The 17,897-nt window shown below is 69.4% G+C and carries 14 protein-coding genes; 8 read left to right on the top strand and 6 right to left on the bottom strand.

From position 1 onward, the window contains the following. The first annotated feature begins 229 nt into the window (after positions 1-229). The gene (locus ACZ5CW_RS40580) at positions 230-745 is read left to right on the top strand and encodes a hypothetical protein (protein ID WP_468610748.1); all 516 of its coding nucleotides are present in this window, start codon (positions 230-232) and stop codon (positions 743-745) included. A 338-nt stretch (positions 746-1,083) separates the two neighbouring features. Here ACZ5CW_RS40580 and ku read toward each other — a convergent pair whose 3' ends face one another. The 3 genes from ku to ACZ5CW_RS40565 form a co-directional block, all read right to left on the bottom strand. Beyond that, complete coding sequence (gene ku, locus ACZ5CW_RS40575; protein WP_468610746.1) at positions 1,084-2,181, bottom strand: non-homologous end joining protein Ku; 1,098 nt, start codon at positions 2,179-2,181, stop codon at positions 1,084-1,086. A 253-nt stretch (positions 2,182-2,434) separates the two neighbouring features. Then, complete coding sequence (locus ACZ5CW_RS40570) at positions 2,435-6,199, bottom strand: nSTAND1 domain-containing NTPase (RefSeq protein ID WP_468610744.1); 3,765 nt, start codon at positions 6,197-6,199, stop codon at positions 2,435-2,437. Positions 6,200-6,822: 623 nt separating this feature from the next. Continuing rightward, complete coding sequence (locus ACZ5CW_RS40565; RefSeq protein WP_468610742.1) at positions 6,823-6,969, bottom strand: hypothetical protein; 147 nt, start codon at positions 6,967-6,969, stop codon at positions 6,823-6,825. Positions 6,970-7,035: 66 nt separating this feature from the next. On the opposite strand from ACZ5CW_RS40565, the gene ACZ5CW_RS40560 reads away from it, so the two are divergent. The 3 genes from ACZ5CW_RS40560 to ACZ5CW_RS40550 all read left to right on the top strand — a co-directional run bounded on the left by ACZ5CW_RS40560 (position 7,036) and on the right by ACZ5CW_RS40550 (position 8,282). After that, entirely contained in the window at positions 7,036-7,380 is a 345-nt protein-coding gene (locus tag ACZ5CW_RS40560; RefSeq protein WP_468610740.1) for a hypothetical protein, read from the top strand. Between the two features lie 378 nt (positions 7,381-7,758). Then, the gene (locus ACZ5CW_RS40555; protein WP_468610738.1) at positions 7,759-8,055 is read left to right on the top strand and encodes a hypothetical protein; all 297 of its coding nucleotides are present in this window, start codon (positions 7,759-7,761) and stop codon (positions 8,053-8,055) included. Between the two features lie 44 nt (positions 8,056-8,099). Continuing rightward, a complete protein-coding gene (locus ACZ5CW_RS40550; protein WP_468610736.1) occupies positions 8,100-8,282 on the top strand; it encodes a hypothetical protein in 183 nt (60 codons plus the stop codon). Here the strand turns inward: ACZ5CW_RS40550 and cas3 are convergent. From cas3 to ACZ5CW_RS40535, 3 genes are all read right to left on the bottom strand, one after another. Continuing rightward, positions 8,273-10,999, bottom strand: coding sequence for a CRISPR-associated helicase Cas3' (gene cas3 / locus ACZ5CW_RS40545; protein WP_468610734.1), 2,727 nt, complete (start codon positions 10,997-10,999; stop codon positions 8,273-8,275). The two genes, ACZ5CW_RS40550 and cas3, sit on opposite strands and share 10 nt — an antisense overlap. 444 nt (positions 11,000-11,443) lie before the next feature. Further along, positions 11,444-11,650, bottom strand: a complete 207-nt coding sequence (locus tag ACZ5CW_RS40540; RefSeq protein ID WP_468610732.1) for a hypothetical protein — start codon at positions 11,648-11,650, stop codon at positions 11,444-11,446. A gap of 117 nt (positions 11,651-11,767) precedes the next feature. Beyond that, positions 11,768-12,100 (bottom strand): hypothetical protein, encoded by a 333-nt coding sequence (locus ACZ5CW_RS40535; protein WP_468610730.1) that lies wholly within the window; start codon positions 12,098-12,100, stop codon positions 11,768-11,770. Positions 12,101-12,319: 219 nt separating this feature from the next. Here ACZ5CW_RS40535 and ACZ5CW_RS40530 point away from each other — a divergent pair, with 219 nt between their 5' ends. The 4 genes from ACZ5CW_RS40530 to ACZ5CW_RS40515 all read left to right on the top strand — a co-directional run. Next, complete coding sequence (locus ACZ5CW_RS40530; protein ID WP_468610728.1) at positions 12,320-13,105, top strand: TnsA-like heteromeric transposase endonuclease subunit; 786 nt, start codon at positions 12,320-12,322, stop codon at positions 13,103-13,105. Further along, positions 13,095-15,146, top strand: a complete 2,052-nt coding sequence (locus tag ACZ5CW_RS40525; RefSeq protein ID WP_468610727.1) for a transposase — start codon at positions 13,095-13,097, stop codon at positions 15,144-15,146. The genes ACZ5CW_RS40530 and ACZ5CW_RS40525 overlap by 11 nt, the downstream gene beginning before the upstream one ends. Further along, complete coding sequence (locus ACZ5CW_RS40520; protein ID WP_468610725.1) at positions 15,143-16,396, top strand: TniB family NTP-binding protein; 1,254 nt, start codon at positions 15,143-15,145, stop codon at positions 16,394-16,396. The genes ACZ5CW_RS40525 and ACZ5CW_RS40520 overlap by 4 nt, the downstream gene beginning before the upstream one ends. Then, the coding region (locus tag ACZ5CW_RS40515; RefSeq protein WP_468610723.1) for a TniQ family protein at positions 16,393-17,897 on the top strand (1,505 nt) is incomplete at its 3' end. The genes ACZ5CW_RS40520 and ACZ5CW_RS40515, both read left to right, overlap by 4 nt.

Below are 17,897 nucleotides of genomic sequence, written 5' to 3'. Positions count from 1 at the left end.
TCACTCCCGGCCAGCTCGCCGACCCTGGCTGGAAAGCGGATCCAGCCGTCTGCCAGGCCCTGCCCACCTACCTCCGCAACGCCCTCGCCTGACCGAGCGTGGTCGGACCGCTCCCCTGGCAGGATCGCCGAGGAGGTCCCCTCACCACCACAGCCGCATTCCTCGAAGGCCCCGATGCCCCTCGGCATCGGGGCCTTCGGCATGCCCGCACACCTTGAGGAGCTCCGCCATGGCCCGTCTCCGGTTCACCGACCCAGCGCTGCAGGCCGCCTATGACTGCCGCGCCCCAGCCGACACCGGCGCACCGGCCGACACCGCAGAAGCCATTGCCACCCGCGAAGGCCTGGACCTGGCGGCCGACCTGGCCGCCGTCCGCCGGCGCACAGCCCGCTCTGCGGCAACCCGGCAGCGCGCAGCCCGCCGTGACGAGCGTCGCTCGCTTCAGGCCCTGGCCTTCACCATGCTCAGCCGCAAGGCCGTGCACCTGCGCGGGCCCGAGTTGCGGAGCCGGGCGCAGGCCTGGGTCCAGGTGGGGCTGTGGCCGCAGGAGATGGAGGCGTGGATCGGCGCCGTTGGTGTGGACGGCGCCGCCATCGCCCGGGACTGCCGCATAGCGGGCATCGCCCTGTCCGCGATGAACGTGTCCTTGGACGGTGTGCGCGTCAAGGAGCGCCTGCGGGGCGGGGAGTCCGCTTTCTCGGTCCTGGCCCGTGCGGCGGCCTGTGGGCGCTCGCTGTCGGACTGACCCGTCACGGGGTTTCCTAGGAGACCAGTCGCCCATCTCCCGGTGCATGGAAGGTGCCCGCCGCGGCGGGAAGTCCCGCGCGGGCACCGGAATGTCGCCTCACCACCGGCTGGCGCGCGGCCGGGTTGTCGGGGCGGCCCGTACCAGGGCGCATGCGAAAGGGCCGCCCCCAACCCCGCCGTCCTGACACAGCAGAGCAACATCGACGGTATCCGCCGGGCTGCCAAAGCGCTGCCCGCGCAGCACCACCTTCAACGCCCCTGGCCGTGGACGCACAGCACCGCCGACGCAGCCGGAGCCGGGCGCACACCGGCACCATGAGGGAGGGGTGACGGTGGTCAGGCGGCGCTCTTCTTGCGGCGGCGGCCGCTGCGCGCGAGGGCGTCGATGAGATCTTCGCGGCTCATCTTCGACCGGCCCGGCACTTCCATCTCGGTCGCCCGCTGGTACAGCTCCGCCTTGCTCAGCTTCTGCAGCTCCCGCTTCCCCCCGCTGCCGGAGCCGCTTCGGGAGCGCGTCGACGCTGCCGCGGCCTTCTTCGGCGGGGCCTTCCGCGCCGGCGCTTTCGCCGCCTTGCCGGCCGCGGCCTTGCGGGCGGTCTTGCGCGGCGCGGCCCTCTTCGTCCGCGCGGCGGGCTCCTCCTCTTCGGCGCGGCCAGAGCGGGCGGCCTTCAGGCTGCCCTCCAGGGCCTTCATCAGGTCGACGACGTTCGTCGCCTCCGGCGGTGCCTCGGCGGTGGCGATCTCCTGGCCCTCGGCCTTGGCCTTGACCAGCTCACGCACCTTCTCCTGGTAGGTGTCGTGATACCTCTTCGGGTCCCAGTCGGTGCTGAGTGCGTCGACCAGCTGCAAGGCGATGTCCACCTGCTTGCCCTGCCCGGCCTTCCCGGAGGGCAGTTCGGGCAGTTCCGCCGCGGGGTCGCGGACCTCGTCCGCCCAGTGCAGCGTCTGCAGCACCAGGACCTTGTCTTCGGCGCGCAGCGCGGTCAGGTACTGCTTGTTGCGCATCACGAACGTCGCGATCCCGACCTTGTTCGCCTCGCTCAGGGCGGCGCGCAGCAGCTCGTAGACCTTGGTGTACTCCTTGCCCCGCGGGGCGATGTAGTAGGTGCGGTCGAAGTACACCGGCTCGATGGCGTCCAGGTCGACGAAGTCGGAGATCTCGATGCTCTGCGAACGGCCCGGCGCCACCTCGTCCAGCTCGTCCGGCTCGACCAGGACATACTCGCCCTCGCCGACCTCGAAACCCTTCACGATGTCGCTGGTGTCGACCTCGTCGCCGGTGCGCTCATTCACCCGCCGGTTACGGATCCGGTCCGAGGTACCGCGCTGCAGCTGGTGGAAGTGGACGGTGTGGTCCTCCGTCGCCGTGTAGAGCCCGACAGGGACGGTGACCAAGCCGAACGAGATCACACCGGTCCAGATCGCCCGCGCCATGACCCTGCTCCCTCCCGTCCACCCAGCCCGACGGCCGGTACTGCGCGCCTGTGCTTCCACGCTCGCACCGACGGCACCTCCTCGCGCGCCAGGCGCCCAGGTCAGGCACCCGAACGGGCCCCGGCCGCAGGCGTGTGGCGTCGTAACCTTCCTGCGAGCCCCGCGTTTCAGTAGGCGACGCGTCCGCCGTCACCCCCCGTGGACGACGTACGCGCAACGAGGGGCCCGGACCGCGCCGGCTTAGGCGGCCGGGTCAGTACTCTTCGCACACCTTCCTGTACGGGGTGCGGGGAAGGATGGCTGACCATTCGGCGCGCGAGAGGGTCCGTCCAGCGCGTCTGCATGTCCGGTTGGCTGCCCAGTGGGGGTCTGTCGCGTACGTGTACAGCGGGGTGAGGCTCCCTGCTGTGCTGAGCTTTCTTCCGTCCGGGGTGAAGGCCATGGCCAAGGTCGTATCACCGGTGCTGGGCAGCGAGAAGCCGTACTGCTGAGGCGAAGCCGTGTCCCATAACTGGATGGTGTCGCGGGTACCCGCGGCCAGCGTGCGGCCGTCGGGGGAGAAGGCCAGCGCCGAAACCGCCGTGGGGCTCCCCCCGGTGCCGCCCCTGGTGGCGGCGAAGAACGTCCGACGCCTTACCCGGTAGTCCCAGACGGTGACGCGACCGGATGCGTCACCGACCGCGAGGTGTTTTCCGTCGCTGCTGAAGGACATGGACCGGATCGTGTCCTGACTCAGCACACGGCGCGTGATCCGTCCGGAGGGAAGATCGACCACTTGCCCGGATGAGGTGACGAGCAACCTGCCGTCCGGGCGTAGCGCGAGGGCGTCTCCTCCGACGCCGGGGAGGACCTGGACCTTTTTCCGGCGGTACGAGTCCCAGATCTCGAGCCGCTGGTCATCGGCTATGAACTGAGCGTCGGTCACCATGCGGTCGCCCTGGGAGCGCGGGATATAGAGAAGCCTTCCGTCTGGACTCACCTCGATGTCCCGGATGGGCTTCGTCTTCGAGCCGGAGGCTGCAATGTGCAGCTCCCTGTCCTCCTGAGCGCCTCCGACGACGATGGTTGTCCGCTGACGGGTACCGGTCGCGCGGGTGACGCCGTACACGTGAATCCGTCCGTCCGGGGCCAGTGCGGCAAGGCTGTGACAGCGTCCGCCGGCGTCCGGTTCCGCCCCGGCCGCGTGACAGGGCATGTCAGCACGGTGCACGCGGCCGTTGCGCCGGTCACGGAACCGGAAAAGGACGGCGTCGCCGTCGGGGGACGAGCGAGCAGTGGCCATAACATTGCCGTCTTCGCTGAAATCCACCCCCATGAACGGTCGGCAGGACCAGACGGAGTCCACGACAGGGCCGAGATGAAGAGTTCTGACCGTGGATGCGTGCCCGCCTGCGAGATAGCGGAGCATGAGACCGCCGGGAGCCCAGCGCAGTGATCTGGCCGTCTCATCGACGAGGGAGTGACGGAACACCGGACTGGCTGGGCTCGTGACCCGCCAGACGAGGATTTCGTCCGTGTCGATGGCCGCCAGGAACTGCCCGTCCGGGCTGAGGACTGCTTCGACGGTTCCCGGGTGCCCGACGGTATGGAGGAGCCTCCCGGAGGACACCCCCCACACCTGCATCTTCTCCGTGGTCAGGATCAGCAGCGCCCTGCTGTCCCGGCTGAAGGAGAACTGCAGGTCGCGGCATCCGGGTCGGGCTTCTGACAGCTGCGCAGCGGTCAGTTCCCGCCGACCGACCGTGTCATACACCTCCAGACGGGCAGAGCTGCCGCGGCACAAGGCCAGCAAACGATCATCAGGGCTCGCGACGCCCCGGACAGGGCCGTCGGCGGCACCGGCGCGCCGCTCCAGGAGCAGATGGCCGCTCGCGATATCCCTCAGCTGTACTCTGCGGTCCGCACCGTAGACGATGACGGTCCGCCCGCTGGGGTTCATCTGGCCCACTGCAGTGCGGACCGGCGGCCGAACTGTTGCTCTGCCTTCAGCCAGGTTCCACAGTCGCACGCCACTGTCGCTGTTCAGCACCGCAGTGTGCGACTCGACACTCACCTCGGGATAGTCCTCGGCGTACGGTCCAAGGCCTGGGAACGAAGCCAGTTGCCGATGCGTCGACACATCCCATTCCCGCACCTGTTCCCGGCCGGCGCTCACTACGGTCCGCCCGTCCAGGCCGAGAAACTGACCCGCGGACGGATCGCCGGCAGGCACCGTGAAAGCGTCCTGCTCCTTCTGCCATGCTGCGGCAAGCAGCGCCGATCGCGTCTCGGGAAGATCCGCCATCCGCCATGCGGCCACGCTCAACAGCATGGCTCTCTTCGGGTCCTCGAAACGTATGCCGTCGGCCACCGCAGCGATACGGCGTGCCTCGGCCCGCAATTGCTCTCGTTTCCAGAACTGGCTCTGGCGAAAAGCGGTCAAGCCAGCGAGAAGGGACAGGACGAGCAGAACAGACAGAGCAGCGGCGGACCGGCGCAGTTTCCGGGCGGTACGGGCCGCGAGGTGTTCTTCCTGCTCGCGTGCGGTGATGCAGGCGGTGAGGAAGTCGTGTTCCAGATCGGTCAGGTCCTCCGCGAACTCGCCTGTGAAGTGCTCTTGCGCTGTGTCAAGGAGGGTGCCCCGGTACAGGGCCCCCGAGTCATGACCGAGCTCTTCCCAGGTGCGGGCGGCATCGGTCAGTTTCCGGTGCGCGCGGAGACGTTCGCGGTCGGTCTCGATCCAGCCGCGCAGCCGGGGCCAGGCGGTCAGCAGGGTCTCATGGGCGAGATCAACGGTGTCGTTGTCGAAGGTGAGCAGGCGCGCGGCGGACAGAGCCTCCAGCACCTGAGCAGTCTTTTGGCCGCTGGTGACTTGCAGCTCGGCACGTTCTGCGGGCCGGCGGGTGTCAGGTGTGCCGTCGCCTGGGGTGACCAGGCGCAGCAGCAGACGACGGGCCGTGCGTGTCTGGCTTTCGGTGAAGCGGCTGTAGACGTCCTCGGCGGTCTTGGCGATCGCACCGTGCAGGGTGCCAGCGGCTTCGTAGGCGGTCTCGGTCAGGGCGCGGCCGGTGCGGTGGCGCCAGGTCTCCAGCAGCGCGTGCGACATCATGGGCAGCGCGCCCGGCTCGCCCTCGATCTCGTCCAGCAGCCGGGCGGTCAGGGAGCGCTCCACGACGAGCCCGGCCGCAGTGGCCGGACCGACGATCGCCTGCCGTAGTTCCTCACGGTTCATCTGTCCGACCGGAACGGTGGCATCCCGCAGTGCCGCGGTGAGACCCGGGTGTTCCAGGCAGTGGGCGTAGAAGTCCGCCCGGACCGCGGCGACCACGCGCAGCCGGCTGCCAGGGTTGTCGGCGGCAAGCAGCCGGTCGATGAAGTCGGTGCGTTCGGTCGCATCCCGGCACAGGGTGAACAGCTCCTCGAACTGGTCCACGATCAGCCAGGTGTCCGCGTCCGCGTCCGGTACCGGGATCAGGCGGGATGCGTGGATTCCCACCGGGTGCTCACCAGGAGTCAGGACGCGGATCGCCGCCGGACGGAGGGCAGGGTCGTCAGTTTCGCGTAGTCGGGGAATCAGCCCGGCGCGCAGCAGCGAGGATTTGCCGCTGCCGGACGGGCCGAACACGGCGGTGAAGCTGCGTTCACGGGCCAGGTCCAGCAGTCGGCCGGTAAGCCTCTCACGGCCGAAGAACAGCTTGGCATGCTCCGGCTCGAAGCGGGCCAAGCCGCGATAGGGCGGTGGGGCGGCGGAACCCTCGCCGGGCACGGCTGCCGCCTGCGCAGCCGCCTGCCGCCAGCGCTCCCGCCACTCATCCTCATCCCCGCCGCAGGTGCGCACGTAGGCCAACATCACTTCCAAGGAGGGCAACTTCTGTCCCGCCGCTGCCTGGGACAGCGTGGTGACCGAATACTCCACCCGCTGAGCCATGACCCGGTAGGTGAGGCCGCCTGCCTCCCGCCTCAACTCGCGCAGCTCCTGCGCGAACCGCTGCACCGGCCCCGCGGCTGGATCCACCGGCACCTCACGCCGACCCGCCACCGCCTCATCTCCTTCGCCACCGAGACGCGGACCAGCGGCCAACCTACGCAAGGCCACTCCGACCCGGCAGACCCCATCGAGTCATTGTTCGGCGGCCGAAGAGGGCTGACGAACAATGCGACGGGCCCTGAAATCAGTGGTGCAAGCCCGGGGAAGGGGCACGCTCCCGTCCTCGGAGCATCGTCCGACGACCGATCGACAGAGCATCAAGCGACGCCTGCTTAGAAAACGGGGGGAGCAGGCGCGTCCACCAGCATGGCGGGGTACCACGGCGCCTCCTCACCACACGGTTCAGCGACAGCCGGCACGGTGAGTTGCTCCGTACCCCGTGGGGCATGGCTGCGGCTCAGCTCGCAGCGATGCACGGCGCGTTCAGACACAGGCCACCACCCCGCCACGACCGATAGCCAGCTCTCACACAACACGAATGGAGACATCATCGTGCGTGTACGCACTCTCCTCGTCGGTGTCGCCATGGGCGCGACACTTCTGGCTGAAGGAGTGGGCGGCTAGCTTCTTCACCGGTGCTACGGCCCCAATGCCCTCCGGCCTTCGAAGCCGGGGCGGGGGCCGGACCACGGCGAACACCGTTGAACACGACCTTCGGTCACGTCAGCATCCTCTTACGGGTACGCCGTGGTGAACCACATCGCCATCGTCCTGCTTGCCGTCGCCTTGGTCGTCGTGTTCGCGCTCTTGGCCACCGCAGCCGCGGGCACACTCGCCCGCGGCGACGGCGTCGAGGGCAGGGACACGGTCAGGTCGTTCAAGCCTTCAAGGTTTACCCAACGCTACGACGAGACGAGTCCACCCAGTCGACCCTAGGGAGAAACGCCATGAGCATCCGACGCGCACTCGCCGTCGCCGCTGTCGCCGCCGCGGTCACCACCGGGATCAGCGCCAGTCCCGCCGCAGCCGACAAGAGCGACGCCAGCCCCGGAGAGATTTCTGCTGCCGCTTGGTACCAGACCACCTCACTCGGAGGTCCGATCAGGGAGTGCTACAAGGCCAGTTGCGCCCAGGTCGTGTACGCCGACTCTGGCAGGTGGGTGTACTGGAGCCACTACGCTTTCAACGATTACGGCAACCGCTGGTACTACGTTCGGTTCGATGATTCCGGCAGCGAACCCCACCGTTACTACGGCTGGATCTACTGCGGCAACGTCACCGCTCCCTGCTGAACCTCACACCAACGCCCTGCTATTGGGTGGGGCACATGCGTGCGTCAGGCCGAGTCTGATTCATGCAGCCGAGACCTACGCGGCGTAGGAACTCGATCAGGTCGTTCTCGGCGGCGGCGGGGATGGCGGCGGACGGCCCGCTGGACCTGCTTGCGCGGCGCCCGACCGTGGATCGGGGCGCCCCCGATCCCGTCGACAAGTGACGTCACTACTGCTCGACAAAGCCACACGTCACTCACACTCAGGAGGAAGAGCATGCGCAGAGGTATTCGTCGCCCGCTGACCGTGGCAGCGCTCTTGACCGCGTCCGTAGCTGCCGGTCCCGCCGTCAGCGCTCAGGCTGCACCCGCAGGGGTGAACTCCACGTTCTTCACGTGCATGAACACCTTCGACTGCGGGTCAGTGGGTTACACGTATTCGAAGTTGCCCAACGGCTGGTACCACATCAACGTCTCAAGCCCCTTCGCCGGCAGCGAGGCGCAGGATGGACGAACGGTCCAGCTCCAGATGCAATACCGCAACTCAAGCGGTGCACACACCTCGGTCATAGCCGGGCCGACGCCCGACTACGGAGAGGCGTACGGCGGGAGCTTCGGGAAGGACGACGTGGCCGACGTGCACTTCTACCTCTGCTACGTCAGCGGCGATTCGGGGTGCTCACGACTGCACACGTGACCGGCACACGTTCACGCCTGCCCTGATCTCCGTCGGGTGAAGGAGTGGGCAGTTGGGATCGGCGCCGCCGCCTGCCGGCCTTCACCGCGGACGACACCCAGCACCGGCTGAGCGTGCCCATCCACCGGGCCGTAGGCCTGACGGGCGACCGGGACCGCCGGTCGCACATCACCCCGCTGTGGAAGGAGTACGCCCCGCCCGCCGCTGGCCAATACGGCTACTGGTGAGCGGGGCGTACCCAGTTGGGATGGGCCTGCGCTGCCGACACCATGCCTTCCGGATCAGCAGACTGCGTGCGTCGACGGCCCTTGCGGTCCGGCTCGAGCCACGGCAGCGTTGCCAGGGAGCCGTCGGCGCGCCGCTGCACGACCACGACCTCCAAGCTCTCGCGGCTGTCGCGTACCTGGGCTCGCCCCTGGCGGGTGTCGTCCGCGTCACCGACACCCGCGGCGACCCAGCCGAACAACGGCCGGCCGGGCCGGGCCGCGGCATCCAGCCGGAACGTCGCAGCTCGCTCGGCCTGGTCCGCGCGATGCTCCTCATGACGTGCGCGGGCCTCCTCCAGCGCCTGCGCCCAGCCGGCCGGGCCGTCCAGTTCGTCGGCGTAGGCGCGCTGCACCAGGGGGCTGATGTCGGCCGGCAGCCGCACCGGCCGCTGCCGGCCGCCGTCGAGGTGCTCCAGCAGCGCGGCAGCCGAACGCAGCAGCGCATACGCCCCGTACACGGCGAGCGAGCCGGTAACCGGCCGCGGCACGGGGGCGTTCCAGTCGACGCCGGTGACCAGGCAGCGTGCCTGGCGCAGCCGCTCGGGCCGGTCGCTCTGCTCCTGGCCGCCGCGCAGGTGCCGGTGCAGGCGTCCCATGCGCTGCAGCAGGAGGTCGACCGGGGCGAGGTCGGTGACCAGCAGGTCGAAGTCGACGTCCAGGGACTGCTCGGCGACCTGGCTGGCGACGACGATATGCACCCCTGACGGCCGGTCGGCCTTGCCCGGCGGCCCGAAGCGGTTCAGGAGAGAGGCGTCCTTCCCGGCACGGTCGACGTCGACGAAGCACGAGTGGGCGACGGTGACGTTCGCCTCCCCGAACCTCTGGCGCAGCACAGCCGCTGCCTCAAGAACACGGCGCACGGTGTTGCGCACGACCAGGACGCAACCGCCCTGGGCCAGTTCCCTCTCCAACCGGTCAGCCAGGACGTCCACATCGTCATCGAGCCGCTCCGCTTCGACGTCCGTGCCGCGGGCCGAAGCCGCAGGACGCCGCATGAGCGGCGCGCCACCGGGCGTGACCGCCGTCAAAAGCGGATACTCGCCGGCCCGGCCGACAGCATCGAAACAGGCCACACCCGCACCGCTGTCCTTGCCCGCGTACGCCTCGGCCAGCTCCCTGCGCCGGCCGGCGGGCAGCGTCGCGGACAGCACGACCACCGGCACCCGGTACGCGCCCAGCCAGGAAAGCACCCGGTCGAGATAGACGCTCATATAGGTGTCATACGCATGGGCCTCGTCGATGACGACGACCTTCCCGGCGATCGCCAGGTGACGCATCGCCAGGTGCCGGCTCTTGAGCCCGGCGAACAGCAGCTGATCGACCGTGCCCGCCACGAACGACGACAGCATCGCCTTCTTCCGCCCCCGCAGCCACGCGTGAGCGACAAGCTCGGCCCCAGCGACACGGTCACGACCCGACGGCCGCCACGGCTCATCACCCCTGCCGTCCACATCGACCGCCGCGATCCGCTGACCGCCATTACCCATCAGACCGACGAAGTCATCGTTGAGCGCAGCCTTGGAATGGGCGAGCAGCACCGAGTAGCGCGTGCCCCGCGGGGCCGGCAGGCGGTCCAGCCAGTGCAGCAGGCGGGGGAACATCGCATTGCCCGTGGCCATCGTCGGCAACGCGAAGAGCACACCACCCGCCCCCGAACGCGCGGCAAGGATCTCCGCAGCAGCAAGCGCGGCCTCCGTCTTCCCCTCCCCCATCGGCGCCTCGATCACCATCAGCCCCGGCTCGTCCATCTGCCAGGCCAGATCGACAGCCGCCTCCTGCACCGGCCTGACCTTCGCGCCCGGCGGCAGGTCGAACCGGGAAGCGAACAACTCACGCACCTCCCCGGCCGGCTCCTCCACCCGCCACGGACCCGGCAGGTCAAGACCGCCCCAGCCGGCCGCGATGCGCTCCGGTCCCGAACGGGGCACGTCCTCGGGGAAGTAGGGGAAGAGGTCGCGATTGCTGGCGATCCAGTCGCAGACGATGACCAGGGCGGACAGCAGCACCTGCACCGGCTGCGGAAGTCTCAGCGTCTTCCAGTCCGCCAGGTGCTCGTGCACGCCGAACTCCTCCGCGCACGCGTCGAGCAGCTCCTCCTGCACCCGCTTCCACACAGTCCGGGCCGGGCCGTGCGCGCCCAGCAGATGGGGGTGACGGTCCAGTACCTGGATCTGGCCGTGCTCGGGCGGCACCCCGTGATGCCCGCCCACCGCCACCGTGAACTGCCCGCTCTGCTTGACCGTCCAGCCATGACGCTCCTCCAGCCACTGGCTCAGCAGCACCTGCCCGGCCAGAGCGTGCGGCGCGAGCCTGCGATCCGCGCCCATCGCCTCCCGCGAACGCATCTCCAACCCATGCCCCCGCATGACCTGCGCCAACTGCTCCACCTGACAGGCGAACGCGGGCGTCGCCTTCCCGATGTCATGCACACCAGCCAGCCACACCACCAGCCGACGGGCAGCCACCTGCCCACCCGGCAGCGAACCAGCGATCAGCCTCCGCACCGACAACGGCAGCCACTCATCCCATAACCGCCCCGCCACAGCCCCGCCGTCTTCCATGTGCCGCCACAACGGCAGCCACCGCTCCCCCTCACGGTCGTGCTTGGCCCACACACTCAACGCCGGCCCGTCCAACCGGGCACGCAGCCCCGCACCGGCCCCCATCTCCCCAGCCATACCAGATGAATACAGGATGTACACGGCACACGAAGCCCGCATCAAGAAAACAACAAGGACCTACCACCAACACCGACCAACCAGCAGACACCAACACCAACACGACACTAAAATCGGATCTTTAACCACAAGAACCCAGGCCAGACATGACCCATTTGCCGGAATCCGCAAAACTTGCCGAAAACACCACCCCAGCCCCATAGAACCGCAGGCCACACAGCCTGCTCCCCGCACCCGCAGGGATGGTCCCGGCGGCGATGGAGGCGGGTCCGGAACCTCTACCTGCTCCCCGCACCCGCGGGGATGGTCCCTCCTCGACGGCGAAGAGGCCGTCGTCCTGGGGCTGCTCCCCGCACCCGCGGGGATGGTCCCGCCTACACAGACACTTCAGCGGTCCTGAGGCGTGATTCCTGGACCAGGCGCAGCGGGACTGCTCGGGGTCGATCAGCGCAGGATGCGGTGTATCGCGCGGCGCAGGCTGATGATGTGCGGGAGTTGGGGGAGTGTGTAGGCGGCAAGGACGGGTGTGGCGGTGAGAGCGAACGCGAGCATGGGGCCGGTGTAGCAGGCCACGAGCAGGGTGCCACCAATCAGCAGCAGTAGACCGAGGGTGACGGCAAAGTCCTGCACGTCCCGGTCCTGGTCCTGCATGCTGTCCCTTTCGTGTCGGAGATTGCCGGGGCCGGGCTCCGCCGGCCCCGCCCCTGTGGACGGTGCTGTGCCGCCTGGGCAATCAGTGCCGGTAGCCGGTGGCGACCAGGTCGCCGCTCACCCACCCCCGAAGACCATGGGAAAACCCGCGTAGCGGCCGGAGACAACCTCTCCGTATGCCCACCACACGCCTTTCCCTGTGACACCCCAGCATTCAGCGTAGAAGTCGGTGTTCTTCGCCAGCACGGCCAGGGAGCGGTGGCCGGTGCCACGGCCGGCCCGCAGATGTACAGCGTCGGTGGTGTGCAACTGTTCGGGGGCGCCGTCGGTGTTGCAGGCCTTCGGCCCGGTCGTGACCGCCGCGTGCGCCTGTGGGGCGGGGGCGGTGGCTGTGAGGGTGGCGAGGACGGCGGCCGTGGCGGCCGCGGCGCTGAGGAGACGTCGGATCATGCTCGGCCAACCGGCGGACGGGCGGTTGTCGTCACGGTCGACCGGTGTGACTGAGCATTTGATTTGGCGAGTTGAGCAGGGTATCCGTACGGCCCGGTTGTTGATGTTGCTTTGGGCCTTTTCCCGCGTACGGCTCGTGCTCTGCGGTGTGCTCTCGCCATGGGTGACGTACAGGTCGTCGATGTTCCGGCCGGTCCGGTGTGGTCCCACGCCTGCCGTGTGGAGGACCTCGCGCTGCCATACGCGCTGCCCGAGCCGGCCACCGAGTGCCTGGATCTGGGGCCGGGATGGACGCGTACGTGGACGGTGACGTGGAAGACCGGCAAGTCCGAGGTCATCGTCCCGGTGAAGGACCTGTCGGCGGGGCCGGCGATGGCGTCGGTGCCGGTTCGGCGGTTTGCCTGGCGGACCGGTCAGCGTCACCGGCCTGGGCTGGAGTGCCTGGTGACGACCGGCAGGCAACACGGCTTCGAGAGCCTGGCCGAACGCTGGCTGCTGCTGGTCCTGGACTTCGTCGGCGGGTTCGACGAGGTGCTGTCCCAGCCGTTCCGTCTGCGGTTTTCCTCCTCGCAGGGCAAGGGCTCGCACATTCCGGACTTCCTCGTGCTCGCGGCGGGAGCCTCGTGGCTGGTGGACGTGCGTCCCGGGGGCCTGATCGGCGAGGAGGACGAGGTGCGGTTCGCGGCGGCAGCGCAGGCGGCGGCCGCCGCGGGCTGGCGCTACATGGTGGTGACCGGCTGGCGCCGGCAGGTGCTGGCGGGGATCGACGCGTTGTCGGTGCGGCGCCGCCCGATGGCCGATCCGCTCGGGCTTGAGCGGCAGCTGCTGACTGCGGTTGGCCGACGTCCGTGGCGGTTCGCCGAGCTGGTGGATCAGACGCACGTTCCGGCGGTGGCCCGCACGCACGCGGTCCATCTCCTCTGGCACCGGCGGATGGCCGTCGACCTGACTCTGCCGTTCGGGGATGCGACCTGGGTCTATCCGGCGGGAGGCCATGATGGATGACAAGCAGCAGCCCGCCCGGTTCGAGGACCTGAAGGACGATGACCAGAAGCGGCTCCGGCTGAGGGTGGCCCACTTCCTGGAGGCCGAGAGCGGCTTCCGCAGCGGCAGCCGGCATTGGCCCCAGGAGGGTGAGCCCCGGCCCGAGTACGACCCGGAGCGGACCACACTGACCGAGCGGCGGCTCGTCAAAGTGGCCGAGCTGAAGGCTCTGCACCCGGACGACGCCCGTCAGCTGGGTCTGGGGCAGGTCAGCGAGCGCACGCTGCAACGGTGGTCTGCAGCCTGGCCTGAGCAGGGAATCATGGGGCTGGCGGACGGCCGTCTCACCCCCGTGCTGCGGGGGCACCGCAAGATCACGTTGCAGGTGGCGGAGGCCATTCACGCGGTCCACGCGGAGTGTCTGCACCGTTCCCGGGTCGGGATGAAGACCAAGGAACGGATGATCCACCAGTTCGTGCGGGAGAAGTTCGGCACGGAGGCGGAGAAGAAGATCCCGCACTACACGACGCTGTTGAAGGTCTGGAAGGAGTGGTTCGGGCCCGAGAGCGGACGTCAGCGCTACCTCCGCTCAGCCGCGGCGGTGGACACCGGCGGTTCTACCGTGACGATCACCCGTCCCGGCCAGGTGGTGGTGTTGGACACCACGCCGTTCCCGGTGAAGCTGCGCGACGACGTGTTCGGCGAGCCGATCACCGTCGATCTCACCCTCGGACTGGACGCGTTCACGCACTCCCTGGTCGCCTTCCGGCTCACCCCGGGATCGGACTCCTCCATCGAGGTGGCCATGCTGCTGCGGGACGTGATGCTGCCGCTGCCGATGCGCCCGGACTGGACGCCGGACATGGGATGGCACTACCCCGGTGTCCCGGCCGCGCTGGTCACCGAGTTCGCCGGCCATCCGGCCGCCGGACGGCCGTTCTTCGCGCCCGAGACGGTGACCAGCGATCACGGCAGCGTCTACAAGAACCACCACCTGGTGCAGGTCGCCCGCACGCTGGGGACGGTGGTGCTGCCGGCGAGGGCGATGCGAGCTCAGGACAAGGCGGCCTGCGAACGCGCGTTCTTGGGAATCCAGTCGCTGCTGCTGGAAATGCTTCTCGGCTACCGCGGGCGGGATGTCGCCGACCGGGGTGCCGACCCGGAGGGCGACGCGGTCTGGACCCTGGACGAGATGGAACATCTGCTGGCTACCTGGATCGTGAGGATCTGGCAAAACCGAAGGCTGGACCTGTATGCACCCGCCTGGGACCCCGGCGGTCGGCACAGCCCGAACACTCTGTTCGCCACGGCGGCGGCCCGCGACGGGATCGCTCTGCAGATCCCGGACGCAAGCCTCTACCACCGCCTTCTGCCCGCGCACTTCGTCAAGATCCACGGCCGTCGCGGGGTCAAGATCGGCGGACTTTGGTATGGCGGCGACGATCCCGTCCTGGGCGAGCTCAGGTTGTTTCCCTCCCCTCGCAGCGGCCGGCACCGGGACAAATGGGTCGTGCACCGCGACCCCCGCGACTGCCGGCAGGCGTTCATCGAGCTCGCCGGGCAGTGGCACACCCTGTCCTGGAACGGACTGTCCACCGGCGAGGACCTCCTCGCGTTCTCCGACGCGCGAGTCCAGCAGGTCCTGCGCGAGGCCGCCCGGGCCGGGCTGACGCCCCGCGACGACACCGAACTCCTGCCCGTCCTGCTCGACTTGATCGGCGCCCGCTCCCCGGTGGACTCCTGGCCGAGTCAGATGACCAAGGCCGAGCGGGCAGAACGGACCCGTGAAGTCGCCCGCGCACGGGCCGCCGAACGCGACCGGAGGGCCCCCGCCGGCCTGACGCCGCTGCCCGTCGCGCCGCGGCCGACCGAGCTCGTCCGCCAGAACCAGCAGGCCGTCGACGCGGAACGGCGCCGCCGGCGCGAGGCCGCGGTCGCCGCTCCGCTCGTCTCACCGCCCCGCCTCGGCGACGGCCTGCGCGAGCACTCGCTTTTCACGCTGCCCGACGCCGATGACGAGGCCGGTTCCGTTTCTCAGCCGGTACAGGAAGGACCGCAGTGACAGGCGAGATGGAGACGCTGCCGTTCGTCCTGACAGGCCCTGCTCCGGCCCGTGACACCGCGGCCGGCTGGCAGCACTGGTGCCGCACCCGCAAGCTGTTCGTCCCGGCGCCGGTGATGGACCGCGCAGCCTTCGGGCTCCTGAGCCGGCGCAAGAAGATGCTGCACAACCTGCACCGCACGGCCACCCACGCGAACCTGCAGCTGCTGGACACCCCGATGAGCCGGGCGGTGGAGAAACTTCTCAGCGGCCGCATCGAGACCAACGCCTTGAAGATTAAGCCCACTACCCGGGCCGGGGTGATGGTCTCCGGCGGCGGCTACCAGGGCAAGACCGAATGCGTCTGCGAGATTGCCGCCGCCTTCCAGGAACGGTGGCTCGCTCTCAACGACTACCTCAACCCCGACGCCCGCCCCGGCAGCCGTGACCTGCACATCCCGGTCGCCTACGTCCAGACGCCGGTGACCGCGAAGCCGAAGAGCACCTGCAAGGCGATCCTGAACTTCTTCGACGCGCCGCTCGGCCCCCGCATGGACCTGCCCGATCTGATCCGCCAGGTCGCGGCGTCCCTACGGGACCACGGCACCAAGGTCCTGATCCTGGACGACATCACGAGGCTTCGCATGCACCGGGCCGACGACCAGGACACCCTCGACCTGATCCGCGCGTTCATGAGCATGAACGTCACCCTGGTCCTGGTCGGCGTCGACATCCCGGGCTCCGGTCTGCTGCGCGAGGGGCGCCACGACCCGGCCACCGGACAGTGGCGGCTCCCGCCCTCCAGGCATGCCAAGGCCCACGGACTGGAGGCCACTCAGACCGAACGGCGTTTCGACCTGATCGAGCTGGATCGCTTCCACTACAGCACCGCACCTCAGATCACCGCCTGGGTCCAGCACCTGCATGGCGTCCAGAGCGGCCTTCGGCTCCTGGACGCGGTCCCCGGCATGCTCACCGAGGGCACGATGCCCGAGTACCTCTACCACCGCACCAACGGCGTCGTCGGCCTCCTGGAACGGCTGATCGAAGACGGTTGCCGCGAGGCCATCGACTCCGGCCGGGAACGCCTGGACGAAGAACTCCTCGAGGGCATCGCCATCGACCTGCGCGACAGCGACCGGCGCGACGCCGGCGCCGGCGAAGTCCCCGCCGTCCCGGGAAAACCCGCCCCTCGCAAGCCCCGCCGCGGCCGCAACACCGTCTTCGACGACCGCGGCCCCCTCGGCACAGCCCAGGAGAGCGCCCGATGATCACTCCGCTGCCCCGGAGTCTGGACCCGCTGCCCGGCGAACTGCTGGCCGGCTACGTGATGCGGCTCGCCCACCGGCTCGACGTCGCCCCGGACACGGTCCTGCGACGCACCGGCCTGGCCGAGTACCAGCCCAACACCCAGGCCATCACCCGCACCACCCTCTCCCTCGAACTGCCGGCCCAGCGAATGAACGACTTCCAGGCCGCCACCCGCCTCACCGCAGCCGAAGCCACGGCTCTGACCCTGCTGCCGCTCGCACCCCGCTACCCACCCATCGCCCACAGCCTCGACGTCGTCCGCGCCGGCAAGCGCATCCCCGCACTGGACTGGCTCTTCCCCGCAGCGGCCCGCTACTGCCCCGGCTGCCTCGCCGGCGACGGGACGCCGTTGCAGACGGACCACGGCGGCCCCTGGAAGACCGACTGGAGACTGCCCGTCATCTTCGCCTGCGAGCACCACCAGCGCTTCCTCGAACACCTCTGTCCCGAATGCCAGCGACCGCTCACCGACCGCCCCGGACAGCTCATCGCCCGCCCGACCATCGCCGGACTCCACCCCGCCCAGTGCCGAGCACCCCTCGCCCACGAGTCCCGCCGCACACAACGGACGGCCCAACTCTGCGGAGCCCGCCTCGACCGGCAGCCGCCCGGACCAGCAGAACCCTTGCCCGAGGCACTCTCCGCACTGCAGAAGAAGATCGCCGCCATGCTCGGCCCGGACACCCCGGCGGCGACAGCCAGCGAGTACTTCACCGATCTCCAGATGGTCAGCGGGCTTGTCATGATCACCTGGCCGAAGGCCCGGCCCACCGCACAGAACGTCGACAGCCACCGCACCGATCAGGTGCTGGCCGCCCGCCAGGACTCCTCGCACTCCCTGCATGTCAGCACGCCGCCCCAGGACGCCCGGGCCTGCGCGATCATCCTCCTCGCCGCCGACGCCATCCTGTCGGCCACCGACCTGCGATCTGCGCTGGCCCCACTCGCACCAGTCGAGAACCGCACCCGCAGCGGCATCGCCCCGAAACGTCACCGCAGCTGGGACACCGGATTCCGCCGCTATCGGGATGACTGTTCCGAAAGGTTCCAGAACGCCGCCGAATACCTGGTCTCCACGCACCGACGAAGCGGCAGGGGCGGCAGCCGGCTGCCCCAACGCGGCCTCGACTACGGCCCCCAGCACGTTCCGGCGTTCCTCCCCCTGGAGTGGGCCGAACGCCACCTCGGCGACTTCACCGTCGCCTTCAGCATGCCGGTCCTGCGGCGCACAACATCCGCCTTCCTCGTCCGACGAGCCCTCGGGAAGACCATCGTCGACGCCGCCGAGTTCCTCGGACTCGGCATCGATGGAAAGGGTCTGGGCGGGCCCCCCGCCAGATGGGCCCGCCGGCAGGGCACCCCCGAGGGATCCGAGAAAACAATAGGAGCGACCACCACACACCTCCCCCCCCCCCCCACCCGCTACCCCCCACCCACACACCCCACCAACAGCGAGAGAAG

The organism is Streptomyces sp. NPDC031379, assembly GCF_055569615.1.
The sequence above is the reverse complement of the archived record's forward strand: the minus strand, read 5'-3'. Positions and strand labels throughout refer to the sequence as shown.

Bases quoted from the DNA above. Each gene is read 5' to 3' on its own strand.
- ACZ5CW_RS40525 (WP_468610727.1), top strand. From the start codon at position 13,095: ATGATGGATGACAAGCAGCAGCCCGCCCGGTTCGAGGACCTGAAGGAC.
- cas3 (WP_468610734.1), bottom strand. From the start codon at position 10,999: ATGGCTGGGGAGATGGGGGCCGGTGCGGGGCTGCGTGCCCGGTTGGAC.
- ku (WP_468610746.1), bottom strand. From the start codon at position 2,181: ATGGCGCGGGCGATCTGGACCGGTGTGATCTCGTTCGGCTTGGTCACC.
- ACZ5CW_RS40535 (WP_468610730.1), bottom strand. From the start codon at position 12,100: ATGATCCGACGTCTCCTCAGCGCCGCGGCCGCCACGGCCGCCGTCCTC.
- ACZ5CW_RS40540 (WP_468610732.1), bottom strand. From the start codon at position 11,650: ATGCAGGACCAGGACCGGGACGTGCAGGACTTTGCCGTCACCCTCGGT.
- ACZ5CW_RS40560 (WP_468610740.1), top strand. From the start codon at position 7,036: ATGAGCATCCGACGCGCACTCGCCGTCGCCGCTGTCGCCGCCGCGGTC.
- ACZ5CW_RS40555 (WP_468610738.1), top strand. From the start codon at position 7,759: ATGAACACCTTCGACTGCGGGTCAGTGGGTTACACGTATTCGAAGTTG.
- ACZ5CW_RS40580 (WP_468610748.1), top strand. From the start codon at position 230: ATGGCCCGTCTCCGGTTCACCGACCCAGCGCTGCAGGCCGCCTATGAC.